At 74.8% G+C, this 16,121-nt stretch carries 7 protein-coding genes; 3 read left to right on the forward strand and 4 right to left on the reverse strand.

Going from position 1 to position 16,121, the window contains the following annotated elements; genetic code table 11:
* Nucleotides 1-85: 85 nt before the first annotated feature.
* Both fadD4 and A9W95_RS07480 read left to right on the forward strand, forming a co-directional pair.
* Complete coding sequence (gene fadD4 / locus A9W95_RS07475) at nucleotides 86-1,615, forward strand: fatty-acid--CoA ligase FadD4 (RefSeq protein ID WP_067410314.1); 1,530 nt, start codon at nucleotides 86-88, stop codon at nucleotides 1,613-1,615.
* A gap of 2 nt (nucleotides 1,616-1,617) precedes the next feature.
* Nucleotides 1,618-2,556 (forward strand): enoyl-CoA hydratase/isomerase family protein, encoded by a 939-nt coding sequence (locus tag A9W95_RS07480; RefSeq protein WP_067410317.1) that lies wholly within the window; start codon nucleotides 1,618-1,620, stop codon nucleotides 2,554-2,556.
* On the opposite strand, the gene A9W95_RS07485 is transcribed toward A9W95_RS07480, so the two are convergent.
* The 3 genes from A9W95_RS07485 to A9W95_RS07495 all read right to left on the reverse strand — a co-directional run bounded on the left by A9W95_RS07485 (nucleotide 2,550) and on the right by A9W95_RS07495 (nucleotide 4,704).
* Complete coding sequence (locus A9W95_RS07485; protein ID WP_067410320.1) at nucleotides 2,550-2,978, reverse strand: CD225/dispanin family protein; 429 nt, start codon at nucleotides 2,976-2,978, stop codon at nucleotides 2,550-2,552. The two genes, A9W95_RS07480 and A9W95_RS07485, sit on opposite strands and share 7 nt — an antisense overlap.
* Before the next feature lie 115 nt (nucleotides 2,979-3,093).
* Nucleotides 3,094-3,516 (reverse strand): hypothetical protein, encoded by a 423-nt coding sequence (locus A9W95_RS07490; protein WP_067410323.1) that lies wholly within the window; start codon nucleotides 3,514-3,516, stop codon nucleotides 3,094-3,096.
* Nucleotides 3,517-3,561: 45 nt separating this feature from the next.
* The gene (locus A9W95_RS07495; RefSeq protein WP_253851588.1) at nucleotides 3,562-4,704 is read right to left on the reverse strand and encodes an acyl-CoA dehydrogenase family protein; all 1,143 of its coding nucleotides are present in this window, start codon (nucleotides 4,702-4,704) and stop codon (nucleotides 3,562-3,564) included.
* 64 nt (nucleotides 4,705-4,768) lie between these two features.
* Between A9W95_RS07495 and A9W95_RS07500 the strand changes: the two genes are divergently transcribed.
* Nucleotides 4,769-5,761 (forward strand): MaoC family dehydratase, encoded by a 993-nt coding sequence (locus tag A9W95_RS07500; protein WP_067410326.1) that lies wholly within the window; start codon nucleotides 4,769-4,771, stop codon nucleotides 5,759-5,761.
* 55 nt (nucleotides 5,762-5,816) lie between these two features.
* Here the strand turns inward: A9W95_RS07500 and A9W95_RS28285 are convergent, their stop codons facing one another.
* Nucleotides 5,817-16,070: a hypothetical protein gene (locus tag A9W95_RS28285; protein ID WP_216638142.1), complete on the reverse strand. Its 10,254-nt coding sequence runs from the start codon at nucleotides 16,068-16,070 to the stop codon at nucleotides 5,817-5,819.
* Nucleotides 16,071-16,121: the final 51 nt, after the last annotated feature.

Below are 16,121 nucleotides of genomic sequence, written 5' to 3' on the forward strand. Positions count from 1 at the left end.
AGTGCGCGGCTGGCCGCACATTCGCGCGAGATGCGGGCGCCCGCCCGCGTGACAGGTGTCAAGGTGGGCGTCGTACAGTCGGCGCATGCAGATTCGGCAGCATGTCGGCGCCAACAAACCTGCGATCATCCTTTACCCGTCGGGCACGGTGGTCACCTTCGATGAACTGGAAGCGCGGGCCAATCGGCTAGCCCACCGGTTCCGCGGGGCCGGACTGCGCGAGGGCGACGCGGTCGCCATCCTGATGGAGAACAACGAGCACATCCACGCGGTCATGTGGGCGGCTCGGCGCAGCGGCCTGTACTACGTGCCGATCAACACGCACCTGACTGCGGCCGAAGCCGCCTACATCATCGACAACAGCAACGCCAAGGCGATCATCGCTTCGGCCGCGCTGATCGACACCTGCAAGGGACTGGCCGAACACCTGCCGGCCGGGCTGCCCGGGCTGCTGATGATCGCTTCTTCGGACCAGGCAGGCGACCTCGACGGCTGGGAGCGCTACCCGGAATGCGTTGCCCAACAACCCGATACGCCGATCGATGACGAACTCGAGGGCGATCTACTGCAGTACTCGTCGGGCACCACCGGGCGGCCCAAGGGCATCAAACGCGACCTGCCGCATGTGCCGCCGGACCAGGCGCCGGGGATGATGTCGATGCTGATCGACGTGTGGATGCATCCGGACGCGGTGTATCTGAGTCCGGCGCCGATCTATCACACCGCCCCATCGGTGTGGTCGATGACGGTTCAGGCCGCCGGCATCACCACTGTGGTGATGGAGAAGTTCGACGCCGAAGGCGCGTTGGACGCCATCGCCCGCCACCGGGTGACGCACGGTCAGTTCGTCCCGGCCATGTTCACTCGGATGCTCAAATTGCCTCAGGCGGTTCGTGATTCGTATGACGTGTCCAGCTTGCAGCGGGTGATGCACGCGGCGGCGCCGTGCCCGGTAGAGATCAAGAAGCAGATGATCGAGTGGTGGGGTCCGATCGTTGACGAGTATTACGCGTCCTCCGAGGCGATCGGGTCGACGTTGATCGGTGCCGAAGACTGGCTGGCCCACCCCGGTTCGGTGGGCAAACCGATGCAGGGTGCGATCCACATCATCGGCGAGGATGGCACCGAATTGCCGCCCGGCCAGCCCGGTGAAATCTACTTCGAGGGCGGGTATTCCTTCGAGTACCTCAACGATCCGTCGAAAACCGCTGCGTCGCGCCATAATCAAGGCTGGATGACCGTAGGGGACATCGGTTACCTCGACGACGAGGGATACCTGTACCTGACCGATCGGCGCCACCACATGATCATCTCCGGCGGGGTCAACATCTACCCGCAGGAGGCGGAGAACCTGTTGGTCACCCACCCGAAGGTGATGGACGCGGCGGTGTTCGGCGTTCCCGACGACGAGATGGGCCAGCGGGTGATGGCGGCCGTGCAGACCGTCGACCCGGCCGACGCCACCGACGAATTCGGTGAAGAGCTGCTGGCGTGGATGCGAGAACGGCTGGCGCACTTCAAGTGTCCGCGCGAGATCGCGTTCGAGGTGCAGCTGCCGCGCACCGACACCGGCAAGTTGTACAAGAACGGGCTGATCGAGAAGTACTCGGGCTGACCATGTTCCGGGTGGTCGACATGGCCGACGCGCCGGATGTCGACCTGTCACGCCCGGCGGGGGTGATCATCGCCCATGGCCGGGTGTCGGACGAGAATTGGCTTGAGGCAGCCACTTTTTCGCTGTCGGAGGAGCCAAGTCCTGACCGCCGGGTGATCACCGTGGTGTCGGTACCGGAGGCGCTCGCCGAGTTGACGCAGCGGTGCCGGCGCTGGCCGCACGCCAGCGCCGTGTGTGACGACGTAGTGCGGGCGGTGGATCCGGGCGGTGCGACGCTGCCCGGCGTGATCACCGAATCGCTGGCTTACTCGACGTTGCAGGGCGGCCCGGAGTTCGCGCGGTGGCTCGCCGAGCGGGGACCGGCGCGGCTACCCGAGATCGCCGACCCGGTGACCGTCGACCGCGACGGTGACGTGCTGGGTATCCGGTTCAACCGCCCGCAGCGGCACAACGCGTTTTCCACCGACACACGCGCGGCGCTCCTCGACGCCTTGAGCGTGGCGCAGCTGGACCCCTCGGTCACCGGACTTGTGTTGAGCGGCAACGGTCCGTCGTTTTGCAGCGGGGGAGACTTGGCCGAGTTCGGCACCTTCACCGACCCGGCCAGCGCGCATCTGGCCCGCACCCGCCACAGCCCGGCGTTGGTGTTGGATGCGCTGGCCGCGAGGTTCGGCCGCGACTGCCGCGCCGAGGTGCACGGTCAAGTCTTGGGCAGCGGCCTGGAGATGGCGGCGTTCTGCGGATGGGTTGTCGCACAGCATGATTCGCGATTCGGACTGCCGGAGATGAGTCTCGGGCTGATTCCGGGAGCCGGCGGCACCGTCAGCGTCACACGCCGCATCGGCCGCTGGCGCACCGCGTATCTGGTGCTTTCCGGCCGCATGATCGACGCCGCGACCGCGCTGGCCTGGGGACTGGTGGACGAGTTGGCTGGTCAGTAACCGGGATAGGTGGTGAACGTCGTCGAGGGCAGGTTGTGATCGACGGAATGCACCGCCAGCGCGATGAGCGCGACGTACAAGATCACCGAGATCACCGCCACCACCGCGCCGGCGATCGCGCCGATGATGGCCCATTTCTTGGCGTTGGCCGAAGCGGCCTGCGCCTCGGCATAGCGCCCCTGCGCCCACAGGCTCGACACCTTGGTGGAGTTGACGATCGACACGATCCCGAACGGCAGGCAGCAAAACACCGTGACCAGGATGGCCCACACCAAATAATTGTCCGGCTCGCGTCCACCGTAGCCTGGTTGCTGTCCCGGCCACCCGGGCTGCTGCCCTTGCCAACCGGGCTGCTGGCCCTGCCAACCGGGCTGGCCCTGCCAACTCGGGTCGCTCCCATACGAACTCGGCGGGTAACTCATGGCAACTGCTTTCCGTTGTTCGACCAGAACAGGTTTGCTGAACCGAAGTCGAGCAAATATAGCGCACCCGCGGGTGGCCGACGGGTAGGTTGCCCGGCGTTGTTCGCGCTGGCGACTACGGGTACTGGTTCTCCAACTCGTCGACGCAGATCGCGTTGATCCGGCTGTTCGACGCCAAACCGTCAAAGGTATTGCAGTACAGGTAAATTTGCTTGGACTGGTAAGCGTCTACTGCACCCTGCAAGGCGATGCAGCTTTCCCCATGGGCGGGAATGAAAATCCTGACCTTGTCGATGTCCTGCGGTTCCTCGTCGCGGACCCAGAGCAGCCGGGCCTGGGCCACCTGTGGCGAATCGTCATAGTTGGCAATGATCAGCCGGGCGTTGAGGAGCCAGAAACTCCCACCGCGGCGGGCCTCGGCGTAGGAATCGGGGTCGCGAAGCTCAATCTTGACGGCCCAGTTTTCGACGAAATGCTCCAACCTGAGTTCGCCCCCCTGGTCCACGGAGACGACCCCTTTGGTCACGTACGGCTTCATGGTGCCCCTCGTCGGATAGGTGACTGTTCGGCTTTGCAGAGACTCTCAGATTTCGCCGCGGGCCACCAACTGACCGGCGATCACGTTGCGTTGGATCTCGTTGGTCCCTTCTCCGACGATCATCAGTGGCGCATCGCGGAAGTAGCGTTCCACGTCGTATTCGGTTGAGTAGCCGTATCCCCCGTGGATGCGCACGGCGTTGAGCGCAATTTCCATCGCCGCCTCCGAGGCGAACAGTTTGGCCATGCCGGCCTCCATATCGCAGCGCTCACCGCTGTCGTAGCGCTCGGCGGCGTACCGGGTGAGTTGGCGGGCGGCGGTGAGTTTGGTGGCCATGTCGGCCAGATAGTTGCCGACCGATTGATGCTTCCAGATGGGTTTGCCGAAGCTTTCCCGTTGCTGGGCGTACGCCAGGGCGTCCTCGAGCGCCGCGGTCGCCACTCCCAGGGCGCGCGCGGCGACCTGAATGCGGCCGGTCTCAAGGCCTTTCATCATCTGCGCGAACCCCTGGCCCGTGGCACCGCCCAGGATCGCGGTGGCCGGCACCCGGAAGTCGTCGAAGCTCAGCTCGCACGACTCCACGCCCTTGTAGCCCAACTTGGGCAGATCGCGCGAAACCGTCAGGCCCGGGCCGGGTTCGACGAGAACGATGGAGATTCCGTGATGGCGCGGGGTGGCGGCCGGGTCGGTTTTGGCCAGCAGCGCGATCAGCCCGGAGCGGCGCGCGTTGGAGATCCAGGTCTTGGCGCCGTTGACCACCAGGTCGGAACCGTCCGGCATCGCGGTGGTGGTCAGGTTCTGCAGATCCGAACCCCCGCCCGGCTCGGTCAACGCCATGGTGGCCCGCAGCTCGCCGGTGGCCAGCCGCGGCAGATAGGTCTGTTTCTGCTCGTCGGTGCCGAACAGTGTGAGCAATTTGACGACCACGGTGTGCCCGCCCATCGCGCCGGCCAGGCTCATCCAGCCGCGCGCCAGTTCCTCGGTGACCCGCACATAGCAGGGCATGGATACCGGTGACCCGCCGTAGGATTCGGGCACCGCCAGCCCATAGATGCCGATGCGCTTCATCTGTTCGATCCACGCCTCGGGGTAGGTGTTGGCGTGTTCCACCTCGCGCACCGTCGGCTTCACCTCGCGGTCGATGAACGCACGCACCGTGGCGACCAACATCTGTTCGTCGTCGTTCAGCTCACTGCTCACCCGTGCCATATTGGGCGTTGTGACTTCCCAGCGTCCTACCGGGTATGCGGCGATGCGCGCGGGCGGCCCCTACTTCGACGACCTGTCCGTGGGCCAGGTGTTCGACTGGGCGCCGGCGCTGACGTTGTCGTCGGGTCTGGCCGCCGCGCATCAGGCGATCCTGGGGGATCGGCTGCGGCTAGCGCTGGACGGCGCCCTGTGTGCCGCGGTCACCGGAACACCGGCCGCGCTGGCGCACCCGGGCCTGGTGTGCGACGTGGCGATCGGCCAGTCGACGCTGGCGACCCAGCGCGTCAAGGCCAACCTGTTCTACCGCGGGCTGACCTTTCACCGCTTCCCGGTGATCGGGGACTCCCTGCACACCCGCACCGAAGTGGTCGGTCTGCGCGCCAACGCGGCCAAACCGGGCCGGGCGCCGACGGGTATGGCGGCGCTGCGCATGACCACCACCGACCAGGCCGACCGTCTGGTGCTCGACTTCTACCGCTGTGCCATGCTGCCGGCCAGCCCGCAGTGGGTGCCGGACTTCGCGCGCACCGATGACCTGTCCACCATCGGGGCCGACGCGGCGGCGCCGGTGACCGACCCGACGGCCGACTGGGACGGCGCGGTATTCCGCAGCCGGGTGCCCGGTCCACACTTCGATGCGGGCTTGGCCGGTGCGGTGCTGCGCAGCACCGCGGACGTAGTCAGCAGCGCGCCCGAGCTGGCCCGGCTGACACTCAACATCGCTGCCACACACCATGATTGGCGTGCTGGCGGGCAACGCCTGGTGTACGGCGGGCACACCATCGGACTGGCCCTGGCGCAGGTGAGCCGGCTGCTGCCCAACCTGGCGACGGTGCTGGGCTGGCAGCGTTGCGACCACACCGGGCCGGTCCGCGAGGGCGACACGCTGTATAGCGAATTGCACGTCGAGTCCGCCGAACCCGCCGCGGACGGCGGAGTGTTGGGGCTGCGGTCGCTGGTCTACGCGGTCGGCGATTCGCCCGACGAGCCGGACCGGCAGGTGCTGGACTGGCGCTTCTCCGCGCTGCAGTTCTAAGGGCCCGGCTGCGGTAGGTAGGGGGACCGCAGCCGGGCTGCCTAGGACCGGGGTGTCAGCCGTTGAGGCCGGCGGTGCCGGGCGCTCCCTGAACCCCGGGGCTGCCGGCGCCCACCGCGGTACCGCCGGTGCCACCGTCGCCCTTACTGCCGCCGGTGCCTCCGGTGCCTGTGGTGCCGGTGCCTCCCGCAACACCGCCGGTGCCGGCCGCGCCGGGCGTGCCCGCCGCGCCGCCGGCGCCGCCGTTGCCGCCACTGGGACCGGTGCCGCCGTTGCCGCCGTTGCCGTCGGGTGCGCTGCCGTTGCCGCCGACGCCGCCGGTCTGACCGGTGGTGGCGCTGCCGCCGTTGCCGCCGGCTCCGCCGTTGCCCGCCTTGCCGCCGTTGCCGGAGGTGGCACCGCCAGTGCCGCCGTTGCCGCCGGCTCCGCCGACCCCGCCGTTGCCGCCCGTGCCGCTGTCACCGCCGACGCCGCCGTTGGGGTTGGCGCCCGCGCCCTCAGCGCCCTTGCCGCCGGTGCCCGGCGCACCGCCGGAGCCCGCGGCCCCGCCGTTGCCGCCCGCTCCGCCGGTGCCGGCGCCTAGGGCGTTGCCGCCGGCGCCCGCGGCGCCACCGGCCCCGCCGACCCCGCCGTTGCCGCCCTTGCCGCCGGCACCGTTGTTGACGGTGAGGTCACCAGCCGCACCGGCGCCGCCGGCCCCACCGGTCGCGCCTTGGCCGCCGGCGCCGCCCGCGCCGCCGTTGCCGGAGATCGAGCCGCCCGAACCGCCGGCGCCGCCGGTGCCGCCGGCGCCGCCGGCCTGACCGGTGGCGCCGTTGTCACCGGGGTTGACGCCCGCGCCGCCGGCCGTGCCCGCCGCGCCGTTGCCACCGATTCCGCCTTGGCCGCCGTTGCCGATGTTGCCGCCGTTGCCGCCGGCGCCACCGTTGCCGCCGGCCGCCCCGGCGGTGGTGGCGTTGAAGCCCGCGCCGCCGTTGCCGCCGTTGCCGGCTGGGCCGGTCACCGCCGCGCCGTTGCTGCCGTTGGCGCCGGTGGTCGAGCCGGTGCCGCCGGTGCCGCCGGTGCCCGCGGTTCCGGCGTTGCCGCCGTTGCCGCCGACGCCGCCGTTGGGGTTGGTCGCGGTGCCGTTGGCACCGGTGCCGCCGCCGCCGGGAGTACCGGCGTTGCCGCCGTTGCCGGCCTTGCCGCCCGCGCCGGCGGTGCCATTGGACCCCGCACCCAGTGCCGTACCACCGACGCCGCCGTTGCCGCCGTTGCCACCGGCTCCGCCGTTGCCGCCGTTGCCGCCGGCCTGACCGGCGCCGTTGTTGGTGCCGGCCACACCGGCTGCGCCGGTCACCCCAGTGCCGCCCGTGCCGCCGTTGGCGCCGGTCCCGCCCGCGCCGCCGGCGCCGCCGTTTCCGGAGGTCGTCCCGCCGGCGCCGCCGTTGCCGCCGGTTCCGCCGGATCCACCGGCCTGGCCGTTGCCGCCGCTGGCCCCGGCGGTGGAGGGGTTGGTGCCGGCGGTGCCGGCCACACCGTTGCCGCCGGCGCCGCCCTTGCCGCCGTTGCCGATGTTGCCGCCGTTGCCTCCGTTGCCGCCGTTACCGCCGTTGGCGCCCGCGGTGGAGGAGGTGAAGCCCGTACCGCCGTTGCCGCCGTTGCCGGCCGGGCCGACGATCGAGGCGCCGTTACTGCCGTTGGCGCCGGGTGTCGAGCCGGTGCCGCCGGTGCCGCCAGTGCCCGCGGCGCCCGCGTTGCCGCCGTTGCCACCGGCCCCGCCGTTGGGGTTGGCCGCGGTGCCGTTGGCGCCGGTGCCGCCGTTGCCCGGCGCGCCCGCATTGCCGCCGCCGCCAGCGTTGCCGCCGACGCCCGTGGTGCCGGCCACGCCGCTGGTGACCGTGCCGCCCGCCCCGCCGTTGCCGCCGTTGCCGCCGGCCCCACCGTTGCCACCGTTGCCGCCGGCCTGACCGACGCCGTTATTGGTCCCGGCCACACCGTTGGAGCCGGTCACACCGGCCCCGCCGTCGCCACCCTTGGCGCCGGTACCGCCGGCCCCGCCGTTACCGCCGTTGCCGGAAACCGATCCGCCGTTACCGCCGATACCGCCGTTGCCGCCCGCTCCGCCGGCCATGCCGTCGGTGCCGCTGGCGCCCGCGCTGACACCGCTGGTGCCCGCCGTGCCGGCGAAGCCGTTGCCGCCGGTCCCGCCGTTACCGCCGTTGCCGTGGCTGCCGGCGTTGCCGCCGCTGCCGCCGTTGCCGCCGCTGGCGCCGGCGGTGGTGGTCTGGGTGTATCCAGCCCCGCCGTTACCGCCGTTGCCGACCGCTCCGGGGGCCAGCGCGCCGTTGGTGCCGTTGGTGCCCGCCTTGGTGGTCGAGGTGCCGCCGGTGCCGCCGGTGCCTGCGGTTTCATTGCCGCCGGTGCCGCCGTTGCCGCCGTTGGGGTTGGTGGCGGTGCCGGCCGCGCCGTTACCGCCGTCGCCCGGCGTGCCGGCCTTGCCGCCGTTGCCGCCGTTGCCGGCGACGCCGTCGACGCCGTTGCTGCCCACACCCTGCGCCTTGCCGCCGACCCCGCCGTTACCGCCGTTGCCGCCGTTGCCGCCGACGCCGCCGTTGCCGCCGTTTTGGCCGGAGCCGATGCCGGTGCCGTACTGGTCGACGTCGGAGACACCGTTGCCGCCGGTCACGCCGTTCCCGCCGGAGCTGCCGGCCGCGCCGTTGCCGCCGGCACCACCGGTGCCGCCGTTACCGGAGATGGTGCCGCCCTTGCCGCCGGCCCCGCCGTTGCCGCCGGAGCCACCGGCGCGGCCGTCGACGCCGGAGTCGCCAGCCTTGGTGCCGTTGGCGCCGGCCAGGTTGTCGACGCCGTTGCCGCCGGCGCCGCCGTTGCCGCCGTTGCCGATCGAACCTCCGTTGCCGCCGTTGCCGCCGTTGCCGCCGCTGGAGCCCTTGGTCAGCGGGTTGTATCCCGCTCCGCCCTGGCCACCGTTGCCGGCCGGGCCGGCGACCGAGGCACCGTTGCTGCCCGCAGTACCCGGTGTGGAGCCGGTACCCGCTGTGCCGCCGGTTCCCGCGATGCCGGCATTGCCGCCATTGCCGCCATTGCCGCCGTTCGGGTTGCTGACGGTGCCGGCCGCGCCGGTGCCACCGTTGCCGGGCGTGCCCGCCTTGCCGCCATTGGCGCCGTTGCCGCCGGTGCCGGTGGTGCCGGTTGCCCCGCTGCCGTTCTGCAGCGCTCCGGCCGCCCCGCCGTTGCCGCCGGATCCGCCGTTGCCGCCGTTGCCGCCGTTGCCGCCGTCTTGACCGGCCCCGTTGTTGACTCCGGGCAGGCCGGCCTTGCCGGTCACCCCGTTGCCGCCCTTACCGCCGGCCGCGCCGTTGCCGCCCGCCCCGCCGTTGCCGGCGTTGCCGGAGATGGTGCCGCTGGCGCCACCGGCGCCGCCGTTACCGCCGGAGCCGCCTGCCGTGCCGCTGGTGCCGCTGCTGCCCGCGGTGGTGCCGTTGACGCCCGCGGTGCCCGCGGTGCCGTTGCCGCCGGCCCCGCCGTTGCCGCCGTTGCCGATCGGGCCGGCGTTGCCACCCTTGCCGCCGTTGCCGCCGGAGGTGCCCGCGGTCGTCGGGTTGAAGCCCGCGCCGCCGTTGCCGCCGTTGCCCGCAGTGACGGTGGGTACGGTGCCGGCCTTGCCGTCGGCACCAGCGGTGAAGCCGGTACCGCCCTTGCCGAGCGCGCCGCCGCTGCCCAGGCCGCCGCCGTTGCCGCCGTTGCCGCCGTTGGGGTTGCCGGCCGTGCCGGCCCCGCCGTTGCCGCCGTTGCCGCCGACACCGTCGTTGCCGCCGTTGCCACCCGCCCCGCCGACGCCGGCCTTGTAACCGGCCGCGCTGGCGGCTCCGCCGTTGCCACCCGTGCCGCCGCCGCCGCCGTTGCCGCCGCCACCGCCGTTGCCACCGGTGCCGCCGTTCACCCCGTCGGCACCGTTGCCACCGGCGCCGCCGCTGCCGCCGTTTCCAGCGGCGCCGCCGGCGCCACCGTCCCCGCCGAGGGTGCCGCCCTTGCCGCCGGTTCCGCCGTTGCCACCGGTGCCGCCGTTGCCGCCGGTGCTGCCGTTGGCGCCGGGGGCGGGGCCGCTGGCGCCGGTCTGGCCGATCGCCCCGGTACCACCCTTACCGCCGGTGCCGCCGGTGCCGTACTGACCGGCGTTGCCGCCGGTCCCGCCGTTGCCGCCGTTAACGCCCGGGGTGGTGGAATTCCAGCCGGCGCCGCCGGCGCCGCCGTTGCCGGCGATGGTGGTGGGCGTGGCGCCGGACTTGCCGTTGCTGCCCGTGGTGGAGCCGCTGCCGCCCGAGCCGGCCGAACCGCCGCTGCCCGGGTTGGCGCCGTTGCCGCCGGTGCCGCCGTTGGGGTGGGCCGCGGTGCCCGCGGCACCGGTGCCGCCGACCCCGCTCACTCCGCCGTCACCGCCGTTGCCGCCGGCCCCGCCGGTGCCGACGGTGCCCTTGGTGACCGTTCCGGCGCTACCGCCCGCCGCCCCGGCGCCGCCGGTGCCGCCGTTGCCCGCGTTGCCGCCGGTACCACCGTTGACGTTCCAGTCGCCGGTGCCGCCCGCGCCGCCGGTGCCGCCCGCGCCGCCGCTGCCGCCGGCGCCACCGTTACCGCTGTTGCCGGCGACCGTGCCGCCGTTGCCGCCCTTACCGGCCGAGCCACCGGCGCCGCCGGTGCCGCCGACACCGCCGTTTTGACCCGGCCCGCCGGTCGAGCCGGTCACGCCGGTGCCGCCGGTGAAGCCGTTACCGCCGTTGCCGCCGTTGCCGTAGGCCCCGGCGTTGCCGCCGTCTCCGCCGGCGTAGCCGGTTTGGCCGGCACCGGGCAGACCGAACGCGTTGCCGCCGTTGCCGCCGTTGCCGGTCGCGGTGGTCGGCGTGGTGCCGGCGGAGCCGTTGCCGCCGAAGCCGCTGGGCCCGACCCCTCCGGTGCCGCCGCTGCCGCCGGTACCCGGGTTGCTGCCGTTGCCCCCCTTGCCGCCGCCCAGGTAGCCGTTGCCGCCGTTGCCGCCGGCCGCGCCGAGGCCGCCGGTGCCGCCGCTGCCGCCCTTGCCGCCGGTCCCGCTCATGGTGTTGGCGCCGTCACCACCGGCACCGCCGGCCGCGCCGTTGCCGGCGTTACCCCCGGCGCCACCCTTGCCGTTCAGCGTGCCGCTGTTACCGCCGTTACCGCCGGCGCCGCCGTTGCCGCCGGCCTGGCCGCTGCCGCCGTTGGGGTTGACGGCGGTCCCGTTGGTGCCGTTCTGGCCCGCCGCGCCGCTGCCGCCGTTACCGCCGGCGCCGCCGTCGCCGTACAGGCCGCCGTCACCGCCGGCGCCACCCTTGCCGCCGCTGGTGCCGGGCACCGTGGCGTTGTAGCCGTCGCCGCCCTGGCCGCCGTTGCCGCCGACGCCGGTGGGCGTGCTGCCGTTGGTGCCGTTGGCGCCCTTGGCGCCGGCGCCCGAGCCGCTGCCGTTGGCCCCGCCGCTGCCGCCGGTGCCGCCGGCCGAGCCGGTGCCGGGGTTACCGCCCTTGCCGCCGACGCCGCCGTCGGGGTTGCTCACGGTGCCGGCCGCGCCGTTGCCGCCGTTGCCCTGCGTGCCGCCGTTGCCGCCGTTGCCGGCGTTGCCGCCGGCCGCCCCCGTGCCCGCGACGCCGTTGGTGGCCGTGCCGCCGGCCCCGCCGGCGCCACCGCTGCCGCCCTGACCGCCGGTGCCGCCGTTGCCGCCGTTCTGTGCCCCGCCGATGCCGGTGCCGTAGGCGTTGGAGTTGGCGATCCCGTCATGGCCGTTCACGCCGCTACCGCCGTTGCCGCCGCTACCGGCGTTGCCGCCTTGACCGCCGGCACCGCCGTTGCCCACCGTGGTGCCGCCCGCACCGCCGGCGCCACCTTGACCACCGGCACCGCCGTTACCGCCGTTGCTGCCCGACGCGCCGTTGTTGACACCGTTGCTGCCGGTGACCCCGTTGGAGCCGTTGCCGCCGGCGCCGCCGTTACCGCCGTTGCCGTTGGTGCCGCCGCTGCCGCCCTTACCGCCGGCGCCGCCGGCCAGGCCGTTGCCGTTGGCGTCGGTGGCGTTGGGTGACTGGCTGTAGCCGACGCCGCCGTTGCCGCCGTTGCCGGCCGAGCCGGTGAATCCGGCGCCTGCGGTGCCGTTGCTGCCGCTGACGTCCCCGCCGCCGTCCAGGCCGCCGGTGCCGCCCGCGCCACCACTGCCCGCGTTGCCGCCGTTACCGCCGTTGCCGCCTGCGGTGCTGGTGGAGATGCCCGCCGCGCCGTGGCCGCCGCTGCCCGGTGTTCCGGCCGCGCCGCCGTTGCCGGCGTTGCCGCCGGCTCCGACCGCACCGGTGGTGCCGTACAGGCCGGCGCTGCCGCCGACGCCGCCTTGCCCACCGTTGCCGCCGACCCCGCCGTTACCGCCGTTGCCGCCGCTCTGGCCCGCGCCGACGCCGGTGCCGTACTCGTCGACGCCGGACACCCCGTTGCCGCCGTTGTGGCCGGTGCCGCCCTTGCCGCCGTCGGCGCCGGATCCGCCGGCACCGCCGGCGCCGCCGTCACCCAGGTTCGCCCCGGCATCCCCACCGGCACCGCCCTTACCGCCGGCGCCGCCGGCCTGGCCGTTGCCGCCGTTGTTGCCGTCGCTGACGCCGTCGACGCCGGCCGCGCCCGCCACACCGTTGCCGCCGCTGCCGCCGTTGCCACCGCTGCCGTAGTTGCCGCCCTTGCCGCCGGCCCCGCCGTCGCCACCGTTGGCGCCGGCCGCTGTCGAGGTGAACCCGGCGCCGCCGTTACCGCCGTTGCCGACGGGTGTGGTGGGCAGGGACCCGTCATTGCCGTACTTGCCGGTGCCCGAGCCGCTGCCGTTGCTGCCGCCGGTGCCGCCGGCACCCGCGGTGCCCGCGTTGCCGCCGTTGCCACCGGCGCCGCCGGTCGGGCTGGTCGCGGTGCCGGCCGCGCCGTTGCCGCCGCTACCGGGTGTGCCGGCATTGCCGCCGTCACCGGCGTTGCCGCCAAGCCCGGAGGTGCCGGCGATGCCCTTGGTGGCGCTGCCGCCGACGCCGCCGTTACCACCGCTGCCGCCGTTGGCGCCGTTTCCGCCGTTGCCGCCGGCCTGCCCGGCGCCGTTGTTGACCCCGGCGACGCCCGCGGCGCCGTCCTGACCGGTGCCGCCGCTGCCACCGTTGCCGCCGGTGCCGCCGTTACCGCCCGCGCCACCGTTGCCGGCGTTCACGCCGCCCTTGCCGCCGCGGCCGCCGTCACCGCCGGACCCGCCGGCTTGCGCGTTGCCGCCGCTGTCTCCGGCCTTGAGTCCCGCGGTGCCGTTGTTGCCGGTGACGCCGTTGCCGCCGGACCCGCCGGTACCGCCGTTGCCGACGTTGCCGCCGTCACCGCCCGCGCCGCCGTTGCCGCCGTTGGCGCCCGGGGTGCTGGAGGTGTAGCCGTTGCCGCCGTTTCCGCCGTTGCCGCCGGAGGTCGCGGTGCTGCCCTTGGCGCCCGCGCTGGGCGTGCCGGTGCCGGTGCCGACCTTGCCGGCCGCGCCGGCGCTGCCCGCGTTGCCGCCGTTGCCCCCGGCCCCGCCGTTGGGGTTGGCGGCGGTGCCGTCGGCGCCGAGTCCGCCGTTGCCGCCGGCCGCGCCGTTGCCGCCGTTGCCGGCGCTGCCCGCCTTGCCGACGGTTGAACCGGTGCCGCCGTTACCGCCGGTGCCGCCCGCACCGCCCGCGCCGCCGTCACCGGCAGCGCCGCCGGCGCCGTTGTTGACGCCCGCGACACCGGCCGCGCCGTTGCCGCCGATCGCGCCGTTGCCACCGCTGCCGGCATTGCCGGCGTTGCCGCCGATGCCACTGGCGGCCTGGGTTCCGGTGCCGCCCGCGGTCTTACCGCCGACGCCGCCGTTGCCGCCGCTACCGCCGTTTCCGCCGGCGCCGCCCGCGCCGCCGGTCTGCCCGGCGCCGTTGTTGGTGCCGACCACACCGTTGGAACCGGCCACCCCGGCGCCGCCCTTACCGCCGTCCGCGCCGGCACCGCCGGCGCCGCCGACTCCGGCGCTGCCGGAAATGGAGCCGCCGTTACCACCCTGGCCGCCAGCACCGCCGGAGCCACCGGCCTGACCCGCGCTGCCGCTGTCACCGGGATTGACGCCGTTGGCGCCGGCACCGCCGGCCACACCGTTACCACCGGCCCCGCCGGTGCCGCCGTTGCCGACGTTGCCGCCCGCCCCGCCGTTACCGCCGCTGCCGCCGCTGGCGCCGGCGACCGTCGAGGTGAAGCCCGCCCCGCCGTTGCCGCCGTTACCGCCCGAGGACGGTGCGCTGCCGTTGGAGCCGCCGGTGCCGACCGTGCCGCGCACACCCGCGGTACCGCGGTTGCCGCCGGCGCCGCCGTTACCGCCGTTGAGGCTGGCCGCGGTGCCGTCGGCTCCGGTGCCGCCGTTGCCGCCGGCGCCGCTGTTCCCGCCGCTACCGGCCGCACCGGCGGAGCCGGTGGACGACCCGGTGCCGGGCGTACCCGCGTTGCCGCCATTGCCGCCGTTGCCGCCGGCCGCGCCGGTGCCGCCGGCGCCGCTGTTGACGCCGGCCACCCCGTTGGCGCCGGCGCCGCCGGTGCCGCCGTTGCCGCCCGCACCGCCGGAACCGGCGCTGCCGCCGGCGCCGCTGGCGGCCTGGGTGCCGGTGCCACCGAGTGTCTTGCCGCCGGTCCCGCCGACGCCGCCGTTGCCGCCCTGGCCACCGACGCCGCCGTTGCCGCCGGCCTGACCGGCGCCGTTGTTGGTGCCGACCGTTCCGGCCGCGCCGCTGACGCCCGTTCCGCCCTTACCGCCGGCCGCGCCGGCACCGCCCGCGCCGCCGACCCCGGCGCTGCCGGAGACAGAGCCGCCGTTACCGCCCTGGCCGCCAGCACCGCCGGAGCCACCGGCCTGACCGGCGGTGCCGCTGTCACCGGGGTTGACGCCGTTGGCGCCGGCCGTGCCGGCCACCCCGTTGCCGCCGGCGCCACCGGCGCCGCCGTTACCGACCGATCCGCCGTTACCGCCCGCGCCGCCGTTGCCGCCGTTAGCGCCCGCCACCGACGAGGTAAAGCCCGCGCCGCCGGCGCCGCCGTTACCGGCCGGGCCGGCCACCGAGGCGCCGTTGCTGCCGGCCGTACCGGTGCCGCTGCCGCTGCCGTTGGCGCCGCCGGCCCCGCCGTTGCCCGCGGTGCCGGTGTTGCCGCCCGCCCCACCGGCGCCGCCGGTGGTGTTGTTGACCGTGCCGGCCGCGCCGTCGCCGCCGCTGCCGGGGGTGCCGGCGTTGCCGCCGGTGCCGCCCCCGCCGCCGCTGCCGTTGCTGCCCGCGGTGGCGCCGGTTCCGGCCGTGCCGCCCTTACCGCCGGCCCCACCGGCGCCGCCGGTGCCGCCGTTGCCGCCGTTGCCGCCGGCTTGGCCGCCGCCGATGCCGGTGCCGTACTTGTTGACATCGGCGGTGCCGTTGGCGCCGGTGATGCCGGTGCCGCCGGTTCCGGCCGCGCCACCGGCGCCGCCGTTGCTGGCGTTGCCGCCGTTGGCGTTGGCGCCCGCGGTGCCCGCGGTGCCGCCGTTGGTGGCTCCGGCAAGTCCGCCGGTGCCGCCGTTACCGCCGCTGCCGCCCTTACCGCCGGCACCACCATCGCCGCCGTTGTAGCCGGCGCCGTTGTTGACACCGGAGACGCCGTTGGCGCCCGCGGCGCCGATGCCGCCCGCGCCCGCGGTGCCGGCGTTGCCGCCCTTGCCGGCGGCGCCACCGTTGCCGGCGGTGCCCGCGCCGGCGCCGGCGGTACCGGTGCCCGCCGCACCGCCCTGGCCGCCGTTGCCGCCGGCGCCACCGCTGCCGGCGTTGCCGCCGGCTTGGCCGGACGTGCCCACCCCGTTGGTCGTCACGCCGTTGGCGCCGTTGAGGCCCGAACCACCCGTACCGCCGGCGCCACCGATGCCGCCGGCGCCGCCGTTGCCGCCCTTGAAGCCCGTGCCGGTTCCGGTGCCGCCGGCGCCACCGGCGCCGCCCTTACCGCCGGCCAGGCCGTCGGTGCCGCTGTCGCCGGCATTGACTCCGCTGGTCCCGTTGGCGCCCACCGCGCCGTTACCGCCGGCGCCGCCGTTGCCGCCGTTGGCGCCGGTGCCGTTGGCGCCGCTAACTGCGGTGCCGCCGCCACCGTTGGTGCCGCCGGCCCCGCCCTGGCCCAGCGCGCCCGCGTTGCCGCCGGCGCCGCCGGCGCCGCCGTCGAGGAAGCTGCTGGTGCCCTCAGCGCCGCGGCCGCCGTCACCGGCGTAACCGGCGTTGCCGCCCTTGCCGCCCACGCCGCCGCTGCCGTTGTTGCCCGCGGTCGCACCCGCACTTGCGGTGCCGGC

Source organism: Mycobacterium sp. 1423905.2 (assembly GCF_001673155.1).
Lineage (GTDB): Bacteria > Actinomycetota > Actinomycetes > Mycobacteriales > Mycobacteriaceae > Mycobacterium.